Annotated in this window: 10 protein-coding genes; 1 reads left to right on the top strand and 9 read right to left on the bottom strand. The window is 68.0% G+C overall.

All coding sequences use genetic code 11. The annotated features are described in order from the left end of the window. Positions 1–473 precede the first annotated feature (473 nt). Positions 474–1,298 carry an alpha/beta hydrolase gene (locus tag KXV01_RS09565; protein ID WP_263467734.1) on the bottom strand — a complete coding sequence of 275 codons (825 nt, stop codon included), beginning with the start codon at positions 1,296–1,298 and terminating at the stop codon, positions 474–476. A 186-nt stretch (positions 1,299–1,484) separates the two neighbouring features. Here KXV01_RS09565 and KXV01_RS09560 point away from each other — a divergent pair, with 186 nt between their 5' ends. Further along, positions 1,485–1,871, top strand: a complete 387-nt coding sequence (locus KXV01_RS09560) for a hypothetical protein (protein WP_134709344.1) — start codon at positions 1,485–1,487, stop codon at positions 1,869–1,871. 76 nt (positions 1,872–1,947) lie between these two features. Here KXV01_RS09560 and KXV01_RS09555 read toward each other — a convergent pair whose 3' ends face one another. From KXV01_RS09555 to KXV01_RS09520, 8 genes are all read right to left on the bottom strand, one after another. Next, positions 1,948–2,652 carry a DUF2968 domain-containing protein gene (locus tag KXV01_RS09555; RefSeq protein WP_049413511.1) on the bottom strand — a complete coding sequence of 235 codons (705 nt, stop codon included), beginning with the start codon at positions 2,650–2,652 and terminating at the stop codon, positions 1,948–1,950. A gap of 105 nt (positions 2,653–2,757) precedes the next feature. Next, a complete protein-coding gene (locus tag KXV01_RS09550; RefSeq protein WP_262256939.1) occupies positions 2,758–4,908 on the bottom strand; it encodes a TadG family pilus assembly protein in 2,151 nt (716 codons plus the stop codon). An 8-nt stretch (positions 4,909–4,916) separates the two neighbouring features. Further along, positions 4,917–5,378: a DUF3613 domain-containing protein gene (locus KXV01_RS09545; RefSeq protein ID WP_099488246.1), complete on the bottom strand. Its 462-nt coding sequence runs from the start codon at positions 5,376–5,378 to the stop codon at positions 4,917–4,919. After that, positions 5,375–6,265 carry a Flp pilus assembly protein TadD gene (locus KXV01_RS09540; protein ID WP_099495818.1) on the bottom strand — a complete coding sequence of 297 codons (891 nt, stop codon included), beginning with the start codon at positions 6,263–6,265 and terminating at the stop codon, positions 5,375–5,377. Before KXV01_RS09540 ends, KXV01_RS09545 begins: the two co-directional genes overlap by 4 nt. Further along, positions 6,265–7,200, bottom strand: a complete 936-nt coding sequence (locus tag KXV01_RS09535; protein WP_049413519.1) for a type II secretion system F family protein — start codon at positions 7,198–7,200, stop codon at positions 6,265–6,267. The genes KXV01_RS09540 and KXV01_RS09535 overlap by 1 nt, the downstream gene beginning before the upstream one ends. Before the next feature lie 28 nt (positions 7,201–7,228). Next, entirely contained in the window at positions 7,229–8,185 is a 957-nt protein-coding gene (locus tag KXV01_RS09530) for a type II secretion system F family protein (protein WP_263467733.1), read from the bottom strand. A gap of 2 nt (positions 8,186–8,187) precedes the next feature. Then, a complete protein-coding gene (locus tag KXV01_RS09525; protein ID WP_049413524.1) occupies positions 8,188–9,534 on the bottom strand; it encodes a CpaF family protein in 1,347 nt (448 codons plus the stop codon). Continuing rightward, positions 9,519–10,775: a fimbrial protein gene (locus KXV01_RS09520; protein ID WP_049437831.1), complete on the bottom strand. Its 1,257-nt coding sequence runs from the start codon at positions 10,773–10,775 to the stop codon at positions 9,519–9,521. Before KXV01_RS09520 ends, KXV01_RS09525 begins: the two co-directional genes overlap by 16 nt. Positions 10,776–10,779: the final 4 nt, after the last annotated feature.

Below are 10,779 nucleotides of genomic sequence, written 5' to 3'. Positions count from 1 at the left end.
GTTGCCGGCCAGCGGCCGGCAGTACCGAAGCGGAGGCGGTTGACCTGCCAGGGGTAGAGCCGGCCGCTGGCCGGCTGTGCAGGATCGCGACGCGTTGATCGGGTTGCCGGCCAGCGGCCGGCACTACCAAAGCGGAGGCGGTTGACCTGCCGGTGGTAGAGCCGGCCGCTGGCCGGCTGTGCAGGATCGCGATGGATTGATCGGGTTGCCGGCCAGCGGCCGGCAGTACCGAAGCGGAGGCGGTTGACCTGCCAGGGGTAGAGCCGGGCGCTGGCCGGCTGTGCAGGATCGCGATGGGTTGATCGGGTTGCCGGCCAGCGGCCGGCAGTACCGAAGCGGAGGCGGTTGACCTGCCAGGGGTAGAGCCGGCCGCTGGCCGGCTGTGCAGGATCGCGACGCGTTGATCGGGTTGCCGGCCAGCGGCCGGCACTACCGAAGGGGCGGCGGCACCGTTGCGGCGCCGCCGCGATACCTCACTTGCGTGCGAACGCCAGCAGGTCGGCGTTGAACTGGTCGGCGTGGGTGATGGTCAGGCCATGCGGCGCACCAGCGTACACCTTCAGTTCGGCATCCTTGATGATCTGCGAGGACAGCTTGGCCGAAGCATCGAACGGCACGATCTGGTCGTCGTCGCCGTGCACGACCAGCGCCGGCACGTCGATCTTCTTCAGGTCCTCGGTGTAGTCCACTTCCGAGAATTCGTGCACGCAGTCGTACTGGCCCTTGACGCCGCCAAGCATGCCCTGCAGCCAGAACGCATCGCGCATGCCCTGGGTGACGCTGTTGCCATCGCGGTTGGCACCAAAGAACGGTGTGGTCAGGTCCTTGAAGAACTGCGAACGGTCGCCGCCGGTGCCCTTTCGGATGCCGTCGAATACTTCCAGCGGGGTGCCGGCCGGATTGCTGGCGGTCTTGAGCATCAGCGGCGGCACGGCGCCGACCAGCACCACCTTGGCTACGCGCTTGCTGCCATGGCGGCCGATGTAGTGCGCCACTTCACCGCCGCCGGTGGAATGGCCGACCAGGATCGCGTCCTTCAGGTCCAGCGCTTCGATCACCGCGGCCAGGTCATCGGCATAGGTGTCCATGTTGTTGCCGTTCCAGGTCTGGCTGGAGCGTCCGTGGCTGCGGCGATCGTGGGCGACCACGCGGAAGCCGTTCTGGCCCATGAACAGCATCTGCGGATCCCAGGCATCGGAAGACAGCGGCCAACCGTGGGCGAACACGATCGGCTGGCCGGTGCCCCAATCCTTGTAGAAGATGCGGGCGCCATCGGCGACGGTGACGAAGTTGCTCATTGCAGGTTCCTTGGCGGAAGGGAGGGAAGGCTTCGGCAGGATGCCGGTGCCTTCGGCAGTACAGCGCAGGCGCAGGCGACCGACTTGCACGGCTGTGCTGGATTGCATCGGATGTGACGCGTATCGCTCTGGCAGGACGGGAGCCGTATGCCGAGGATGAGCGCAGCCCGCCACAGGAACGCACGGATGCCCGCCATGCGATGGTCGCTGATGCTGTGCCTGCTGCTGCCCATGGCAGCGCCGGCACAGACCCATGTCTACAAATGCGTGGATGGACCGCACCCGGTCTACCAGCAGACACCCTGCCAGGGGCGTGCCGCATGGCGCTGGGACGTGCCCGCGGAGCAGTCATTGTCCCGCGGCGCTGTGGCGCCAGCGGCCTCGGCACCGAAGCCATCGCCCCGGCCACGGCGTGCGGCGCGGGCGCACGGTGCGCTGATCACGATCAGCACGGATGCGGCGGCCTGCGAGCGTGCCCGCCGCCAACGCGGGCAGGCGCTGCTCAAGCGTCGGCGCCTGGATTTCGTGCAGCGCCGGCAGCTGGATGACGCGGTCTACGACGCCTGCCAGTGATGCGGTGACCGTGAAGTGCCGAAAACGACAACGGCGCCATAGGGCGCCGTCGCGTGGAGTACCGTGGGTGCAGCTCTCAGCGACCGTCGCTGGCGGCGGCCGGCGCGGGCATGCTGTCCGGCTTGGGCAGGCTCAACTCCGGGTTGCCCTGTTCGGCCTGCAGGATCTGGATGCGGCGCTGCAGGGCGTCCAGCTGGCTGTTGGTGCTCTGCACATCGGTGCTCAGGCTCACGGCCTGTTGCTGGGCCTGCTGCAGGGCTGCGCTGACCTGGGCCGACTGCGCCTGCTGCTGTTCCATTTCCTGCTGCAGGGTGCGCAGGCGTTCCTCGTTGTAGGCCACCAGGCGCTCGGTGTAGCGCTTGCCGGCTTCAAGGCGGGTGGTGTCGATGTAGACCTGGGCCAGCTGTTCGGACTGCTGCGCGAAGGTGCGGTAGACACGCTCGGCGTTGTCCACCGCATCGGTCTTGATCACCCGCCAGAAGTTCTTCTCCTGGAACAGGGCCACGTAGTAGGTCAGGGTGTTGGCGTTGAACAGCAGGCTGGCGCCGTAGTTGCCGTTGTAGGTGGTGCGCAGCTCGGTCAGCTGGCGCGAATCCATCAACTGCTTGAGTTCGTCCACGGTATTGCGCACCACCGGCGCGCTGCGCGCCGGTTCGGCGGCCGCCTCACGGTCGCCACGTGCGGCCATCGCTGCCGGTGCCACCAGCATCATCGCCACGGCCAGCACTGCCGCGCTGCGCGCGTGCCGGGCAAAGACCGCGCCCCCTGAAGTTTCTCGCATGTCTAGACCATCCACGGATGAGTGTGGGTTGAGTTGAAGGTGGTTCCCCGCCGGGAGTCTAGCATGGGTGTGGGCGCCGCCAAGGGCGCCCGTCACGGCTCGATTTCAGTAGACCAGCTGTGCGGCGCTGCACTGGATCGAATGCACGTTGACGTCGGTCCGGCCCAGTTCCAGGCCAAGCACGCTGGCCAGCAGGTTGGTCAGCAGGGTGCCGACGCTGTTGAGCACCGGTCGCAGTGCGGCCAGGATCGGCTTCAGCAGGGTGCACAGCAGTCCGCTGCAGCTGACGCTGCCATCGGGGTTGGTGACACCCGTTCCCCCGGCACCATCGAGAAAGCCCGCCGGTGCAGTCTGGATGTAGGACGCCAGATTGTTGCGCACGCAGCCGTTGTAATCGATCAGGTTGCCGAGCAGGCTGTCGCAGCGGTTGATCAGCAGGCCGCCGACCAGCGAGCCAAGCAGGCCATCGAGCAGGCCCAGGCCCTGGCCGGTGACGGTCGTCCTGTAACCGGCCCACACCGAACCGTCTTCCCAGCAGGTGGTCAGGCCCAGCAGGCAAGGCTTGGGGACGCCATTCTTCACCGTCCAGTTGCCCAGCGGGGCGAGATTGCGTGCCGGATCGCCATCGCGCAGCAGCGGGATGACCTGGTCGACGTTGTAGCGTCCGCCAGTCGGAAAGGCCGCCTGCAGGTAGCGATCGGCCAGCGCCTTGGCCGTGTCGTTGGCGCTCATGCCCTGCTTGGGCGAGCTGAGCATGCCTGACAGCACGCGCAGCAACTCGTTCACCAGCCCCGATACGGCGTCACCAACCGCGAGCGGGTTGATCCGGGTCGAGCCGGTCTCGCCGGCGGCCAGGGTCAGGGCCTGTGTGCTGGTCAGGGCGGGCAGGGTAATCCTGTCGTTGATCAATGGTTGGCCCAGCAGCTTCAGCAGCTGTTCGTCCTGCAGCGTGGCATCGCAGACATTGGCCCTGGAGAAGCGCTGTGCGGGGTCGACATTGCCGACGCAGGCGCGCAGCACCGACGAGTCCACCTGGATCGTGGCCTTGGGTGGACTGCCGCCGCACTGGATGCCGGTCAGTGTGCCCATGCCGTTGGCCACGTCGACGTGCAGCGGCAGGTGCAGGCGCGTGCCGAGCAGGCTCAGCAGCGGCCCCAGCGCGAACAGGTTGTTGCTGTCCACGTCCGCCATCAGCCGGACCTGCGCGTTGTAGGCACGGCTGCCGACACCGCCGATGGCGATCGATGGCGGCTCGACCACGCCGGCCTGGATCCTGATGCCCAGCAGGTCCAGTCCCTTGACCGCCACGCCATTGCCATCGTTGGCGATGGAGATCGCGGTGTTGATCAGGTTGAGCACGTTGATCTGTGACTCCAGTGCGCTGCCGACCGTGCCGTCGGGCGAGACAACTTCGGCAAACAGGCCACCGCCGCCGGACTGGCTGCCAAGCACGATGTTGAGCTTGTTGATGTCCAGCTGGGTGGCAACCAGATCGGACAGGGCGCGCAGCTGCACGCCCACCGTCGAGTCACGGCCGACCACGGTGGCGGTGGCATCGACCAGTTGCGCCAGCGAGATCTTGTTGACCGACAACAGGCGATTGAAGTCGGCCACGCTGAGGTTGGCGCTTACCGGTATGTTGAGCGCTTTCAGCAGGCCGGACGGAGTCACGTTGGCCTGCGCCAGGCCGTCATAGGACAGCACCGTGGCATTGGTGACGTCCAGGCCAACCAGGCGCAGGGTCGACAGCAGTACTGAATCGCCATTGGTCCGCAGCAGCTGCGAGCCGACGGCAAACACCGCGGTGGGTTCGGCGCGGCGCGCCACGGCCTGCACGCTCACGGTGGGCAGGCTGGAACTCTGCCCGAAGAAGGGCAGCACGCTGCGCTCGGCGATCACCTGAACCGCATTGCGTGGATTGCTGGCATCGACGCTGGTGACGAAGCGGGTGCCGGTGCCACGGCTGGCGCTCCAGTTGCCGCAGCGGATCTGCAGGGTGCCTGCGAACCTGTTCTGGGCCAGCGCATTCTGCCGGGCAGCGCTGTTGTCGCTGTTGTCCGGGCTGCACAGCTCCAACCGCTGTGCGCCGGCCAGTGCGGCAAGGTCGGCCACCTTCTGCGCATCACGCTTGGCCCAGAACAGATAGCCGATCTCGATCAGGCCCAGCATGGCCAACAGCGCCAGCATGACCAGCATCATCGTGACCGACATGCCGCCGCGTGCGCGGCTGAAACTGAACTGGCGTGGGCGTTTCATGGCCGACCTCAGCGTCCGGAGGAAGAGGCGTCCCCGGACCGGGCAACATCGGTCTCAAAGAAGTCCGGGATCTCGTGTTCGAAGCTCTTCAGGTAACGCGCATAGCTCAGCGTGGCCTGGTCACCCAGGATCGGCAGGCGCTGGCCGGCCTGCTGCCCGGAGGCCTGCAGGCGGAACAGGTTGCGGGTGGCCTCGCCGCTCTGCATGCGTGTGCGCGGTGTGGCCGGTGGTGCAACGTCGGTTGCGACGGTTGCCGGTTGCGCCCCAGTCACCTCGGCGGATGCGGCCGGTGCGGCCAACTCCACGGTGGGAAGCGGTTCGGCCTGCATCGGCACCGTGGCCGCTGGCGACGCCGAGGGGCCACCAAGCATCCGTCCGGTCAATGGCTGTTGCTGTGCCTGCACGGCACCGGCCACAAGCAGGCAGCACAGCACGGGCAACAGGTGTCGGGTCTGGCGCATCGCGGTCATGGTGTGCTTCCGGTCGGGTGGTCGGTGGCGCTGAAGCGTTCCAGCATCGATGGTGGCAGGCGCTGCGGATCGCGTTGGTCGCGCGGGTCGCGGCGGGGTTCGCCCGCCAGCCGTGCGCCGCCCGATGCACGAGCGCCACTCTCGACGCTGGCCGTATGTGCAGGTGTGGCTGCTTTGGCGGCGGCAGCGGCCTGTCGTTGCTGCAGGCGCGTGCGGATCTGCTGGGCCTGCTGCTGGATGCTTCGGCGCGTTTCTTCGTTGAGGCTGGCCTGTTCCGATAGCCGCTCCGCCGTGGCCTGGTCGCCGCGCAGTACCGCCCAGAGTGCAAGGTTGGCCGTTGCCTTGGCGTTGCCCGGTGAAAGTTCCAGGGCCTTGGCCAGCGGCTCGCGGGCCTGATCGAACTGGCCGGCACGCAGCCGTGCATAGCCCAGGTCGCCCAGGTAGTCGGTGTTCAAGGGCTGCAGCTGCGTGGCGCGCGCCAGCGCCTGTTCGCTGCCGGCGTCGTCGTCGCGGCGTGCAGCGATCAGGCCCAGGCCATGGGCGGCCGCCGCGGCCTGCGGCCCGCTGGACAGCTCGCGATACAGCATGACTGCCGCGTCGGTCTGGCCGGTCTCACGCAGTGCGTCGGCCTGCAGCAGGCGCAGGGCAGGGCGATCACCATAGCGTTGGCGGAAGGCTTCCACATGGGCCAGCGAGGCATACCAGGCGCCCTGCTGCTGCATGCGTTCGATCAGCTCCAGATAGGCGTTGCGGCTGTCCTGCGGAGCGGGTTCCGGCGGCGCAAGGCTGGGCGCCCGAACATACTTCGGTGTGGTCGAGGCGCAGCCACTGGCCAGGGCGGCGAGGGCGACGGCAAGCAGCAGGCGGGAGGTGCGCAGGGCAGGCATCAGGGAGATCCCATCTTGGACAGGGTGGTGGCCAGCGCGACCAGCGCCGGGCCGGCGAGCACCAGCATCAGTGCCGGCAACAGGGTCAGCATCATCACCACGGTCATCTTCACCGAGAGCTTGCCGACCTTTTCCTTCAACGCGTTGCGGCGCTGTTCGCGCAGGCGGATGCTGAACTGGCGCAGCGGCTCCTGCACTGCGCCGCCGTGCGCATGCACCTGCAGGATCAGCTGCATCAGGCTGGCCAGGTCATCATCGGCGTAGACCTCGCTCAGCCGCCGCAATGACTGCGCGCGCGTGCGGCCATGGGTATAGGCCACATTGGCTTCCTGCAGTTCGCCGCCGAGTACCGGCAATGCATCGCGCAGCTTGTCACCCAGCGTCTGCAGGCTCTGGTCCATGCTGAAGCCCACGCCCTGCAGCAGGCGCAGCAGGTCGATCAGCAGGGGCAGCTCGTTCTCGACCGCGCGGCGGCGGCGCTTGACCCACGACGACAGCACGAACTTGGGCAGCAGCAGCCCGGCCGCCAGCGCACCGATCACCACCATCACCTTGGCAAGCCCGTGCGCGCTGCTGAACGCCAGCGCCAGCGCCAGCACCAACAGGGCAAGCAGCAGGCGCAGGCCGAGATAGATGGCGGTGCCACGGCGCGTGTTCCAGCCAGCCAGGTCCAACAGCAGCTTGTCTTCGTTGGCAAGCAGCGCAGCCTCCAGGCGGCCGCCACTGAGCGAGCGCCCGAAGCGCTCGATCCAGCCCAGCGAGTCGCGGCGCGTGGCCTCGGTGTCGCGGCCTTCTTCACGAGGCTGCAGGGCGGTTTTCAGCGTGGCCGAGCTGCGGTGCTCGCGATGGCTGCGCACCCAGCCGGCGATACCGAGCAGGGCGACGCCGGCTGCCAGCACCAGCAGCGAAAGGGCGAACCAGGCGCTGGCGCTCATCGGGCACCTCCGGGGCGGCTGCGGACGGTCATAGCGATTTGGCCAGGCGGTACAGCAGGAACGCCCCGAGCAGTTCCAGGCCCAGTGCGATCAGCAGGATCCTGTGACCGAGCGGGTCGTGCAGCACCGGCTGGAAGAACGCCGGGCTGGAGATCGCCATCAGCACCGCACTGGAGGGTGGCAGCAGCCCCAGCACCCAGGCCGACATCCGTGTTTCCGAGGTGGTGGCCGCCAGTTCCTGCTGGGCCTGTTCCAGGTCGCGCATGAAATCGCCCATGCGTTGCAGGATCTGGTCGGCGCGGCCACCGATGCGCACGCTCACTCCGATCACCACTGCCAGCACCTTCAGTACGTCCATCCGGTACGGCTGCGCGGCCAGGCTCAATGCACGATCCAGGTCCATGCCGCTGCGCGCATAGCGCACCGTGGTGTCGAGCAGGCCGCGCAGTGGCGCGCTGGTCTGCATCGAAGACACCTGGAACGCGGCCTGCAGGCTGTTGCCCAGCGCGGTGAGGCGGACCAGGTTGTCGAGAAAGTCCGGCATTTGGCGCAGCAGCTGCGCGCGCAGCTTGGTGATCCGGCGCATCACCCACAGCCAGCAGCCCAGCAGGTACAGCAGCAGGGTCAGCGGAAACATCCAGGCCGTGCCCAGCCGCATCGCCGCGACGACCGCAAGCGCCAGTCCCGGCACCAGCAGCATCAGTGGCAGCTTCCAGCCCGGCGCAAGGCCTGCGCGCTGCAGGACACCGTCCCACGGCAGTACGCGGGTTCCGGAGCTGGCCGGGCGGGTCGAATCACTGGCCGCCGCAACGGCAGGCCCGGCCGGTACCGCGCCGGCCGCGCTGCCACGCGCCAGTTGTTGCTCGGCATGCTGCAGCGAGGCCTGGCGCTGCTCGCGGTTGCTGGCAGCGCCCCACAGCCAGACCGCCAGCGCTAGCAGCACCGAGATGATGCTCAACACGCCCAGCAGCAGGCCGGTGCCCATGCTCAGAAGTCCCCGTAGAGCGATTCACGCAGTTGCTGGCGGAACGGCTCCAGCTTGTGCGAGTGCGGATGGAAGCCCAGGCCGATCCAGCGGTCGATCTCGCGGCCGGCGGCGTCGATCTGCACCTCGTGGCGGAACATTTCCTGGGTGGTGATCAGGTTGTCACTGACCCCCGTGATCTCGGTGATCGAGACCAGCACCCGGCGTCCGCTGCCCAGCCGCGAGATCTGCACGATGAAGTCGATGGCGCTGGCAATCTGCCGGCGCAGGCTGTCCTCGCTGCCCTGGAAGCCGGCAAAGCCTGCCAGCATCTCGATGCGGTACAGGCAGTCGCGCGGCGTGTTGGCGTGGATGGTGGCCATCGATCCGTCATGGCCGGTGTTCATCGCCTGCAGCATTTCCAGCACTTCCGCGCCACGCACTTCGCCGACCACGATGCGGTCCGGGCGCATGCGCAGACTGTTGCGCACCAGGTCGCGGATGCTGACCGCGCCCTGGCCCTCGGCGCCGCCAATGCGGCTTTCCAGGCGCACTACGTGCGGATGGTTCAGCGAAAGCTCGGCGGTGTCCTCCACGGTGATGACGCGCTCGCTGGGTGGCACGTAGCTGGCCAGCGCGTTCAGCAGCGAGGTCTTGCCGGAACTGGTGCCGCCGGAGACCAGGATGTTGCAGCGGCCCAGCACCATCGCCTTCAGCAGGGCCTGCATCGGTGCGTCGAAGGTGCCCTTGGCGAGCAGTTCGTCGGGGGTGAACGGGTCTTTGCGGAACTTGCGGATGGACACCATCGGCCCGTCCACCGCCAGTGGCGAAATGATCGCGTTGAGGCGGCCGCCGTTGGGCAGGCGCGCATCGACCATCGGATTGGAATCATCCAGCCGACGGCCAAGCGGCGCGAGGATGCGGCGCAGGATGCGCAGCAGGTGGGTGTCATCGGTGAAGCGCTGGGTGGCACGCCGGAGCTGGCCACCCTGCGAAACGTGCACGTCCTTGAAACCGTTGATCAGGATGTCTTCAATGGTGGGGTCGTGGAGCAGGTCGTCCAGCGGGCCGAAACCGGTCAGCTCCTTGACCAGGCCCTCGGCAACCACCTGCATCTCTTCTTCGTTGATCGGGATGCGCCATTCCTGGATGAAGCCCACGGTCTGCACCTGCACCCAGCGGGCGATGGTATCCGGGGCCCAGGAATCGATGTCGATGCGCTCGTCCTCGATGCTGTTGAGCAGGTGCTCATGTGCGGCCGACAGCACCTTCTGGTACTGCTCGGTCTGTGCGAACGGCAGGTGGCCCGGGCTCTCGTGCAGCAGCGGGCGGGCAACGGCATGCGGGAACGGGGTTACCTTGTCTTCCATTGCGATCCACCCAGGGCAAGGGAGAGTCTTTCCCGCAGGCCATGCGGCTGGACCGGGCAGGCAGCCGGGTCCAGCCGCGACACGAGCGGGGCGAGGGCACGCAGGTAGGGATCGCGCGGCGCATCCTGCAGCAGCAGGCGGCCCTGGCTGGCGGCAAGGCGCACACGCGGTCGTTCAGGCAATGTCGCCAGCAACGGCACTTCGAAGCGGCGTGCGATCTGTTCCGGGCTCATGCCGCTGCTGTCGTCGTGGCGGTTGATCACCAGCTGCAGGCGCTTCTCGCGCTCGCGCTGGCCTGCAAGATGCTTCAGCGCCTGGTCCAGCGAGACCAGCGTGGCGATTGACGCATCGGTGACCAGCCAGATCTCGTCTGCCTGGTCCAGCAACAGCGGCGGCAGCTGCCGCAGCGGGCAGCCGCCGGCATCACACAGCACGCTGGCGAACACCCCGCGCAGGCGCTGCAGCAGCGCGCCAGGGTCGGACGGGGGCACGGCATCACTGCCGCCGGCACGGTCCAGCAGCACCAGCCCGGAGTCATGGCGCGCCATCGCGGTGCGTGCGAGGGTGGCGTCGATGCGGCTGGCATTGCGCAGCGCATCCTCGTAGTGGAAGCGGCTGTCGAGATTGAGGTACAGCGCGAGGTCACCGGACGGCTGTGCCAGTTCCATCAACAGGCCGTCCTGCTGCATTGCATCGCCCTGGGCAAGGGCTCGCGTCTGTTGCGCCAGCACCGAAAGATGTGCGGCCAGGGTACTGGTGCCGACCCCTGCGCGCACGCCCAGCAGCACGATCAGGCGCGCCTTGTGCGCGTGCTGCGCCACCGCGGCCGGGCGCGGTGACAGCGCACGCCGCAGGGCCGCCTCGATGCCGGCGTTGTCACTGTCCAGGTCCAGCACATCGCGCAGGCCGGCGCGCAGGGCAATCACCACGCCTTCGACCTGGCCGGCGCTGGTGGCGCCGACCGCGACCAGGGCCAGGTCCGGCTGGGTCTGCTGCAGCTGCTGTGCCAGTACGCTCGAGGCAGCCGCGTGCTCGGGCCGGAAGTCAAGCAGCACCAGGCTCTGCGGGCCGCGTTGCAGGTCCTGCGCCGACGTCGGCGCACTGCTGTCCTGCCAGTGCAGGGTGGTGGTCGGCGGCAGCTTGGCGGCCAGCCGGGGCAGCAGTTCGCGGTCGATGCCGTACAGGACCAGGTTCATCGGCGGTCCTTGCGGATGCAGCGGCTGGGCGGTGGCGTAGGGCATGGGC

Source organism: Stenotrophomonas sp. Ps181 (assembly GCF_025697425.1).
Taxonomy (GTDB): Bacteria; Pseudomonadota; Gammaproteobacteria; order Xanthomonadales; family Xanthomonadaceae; genus Stenotrophomonas; species Stenotrophomonas sepilia.
The sequence above is the reverse complement of the archived record's forward strand: the minus strand, read 5'-3'. Positions and strand labels throughout refer to the sequence as shown.

Excerpts from the sequence above, each read along its gene's own strand:
- KXV01_RS09540 (WP_099495818.1), bottom strand. The coding sequence starts at position 6,265 with ATGCCTGCCCTGCGCACCTCCCGCCTGCTGCTTGCCGTCGCCCTCGCC.
- KXV01_RS09550 (WP_262256939.1), bottom strand. The coding sequence starts at position 4,908 with ATGAAACGCCCACGCCAGTTCAGTTTCAGCCGCGCACGCGGCGGCATG.
- KXV01_RS09545 (WP_099488246.1), bottom strand. The coding sequence starts at position 5,378 with ATGACCGCGATGCGCCAGACCCGACACCTGTTGCCCGTGCTGTGCTGC.
- KXV01_RS09555 (WP_049413511.1), bottom strand. The coding sequence starts at position 2,652 with ATGCGAGAAACTTCAGGGGGCGCGGTCTTTGCCCGGCACGCGCGCAGC.
- KXV01_RS09530 (WP_263467733.1), bottom strand. The coding sequence starts at position 8,185 with ATGGGCACCGGCCTGCTGCTGGGCGTGTTGAGCATCATCTCGGTGCTG.
- KXV01_RS09565 (WP_263467734.1), bottom strand. The coding sequence starts at position 1,298 with ATGAGCAACTTCGTCACCGTCGCCGATGGCGCCCGCATCTTCTACAAG.
- KXV01_RS09520 (WP_049437831.1), bottom strand. The coding sequence starts at position 10,775 with ATGCCCTACGCCACCGCCCAGCCGCTGCATCCGCAAGGACCGCCGATG.
- KXV01_RS09535 (WP_049413519.1), bottom strand. The coding sequence starts at position 7,200 with ATGAGCGCCAGCGCCTGGTTCGCCCTTTCGCTGCTGGTGCTGGCAGCC.
- KXV01_RS09525 (WP_049413524.1), bottom strand. The coding sequence starts at position 9,534 with ATGGAAGACAAGGTAACCCCGTTCCCGCATGCCGTTGCCCGCCCGCTG.
- KXV01_RS09560 (WP_134709344.1), top strand. The coding sequence starts at position 1,485 with ATGCCCGCCATGCGATGGTCGCTGATGCTGTGCCTGCTGCTGCCCATG.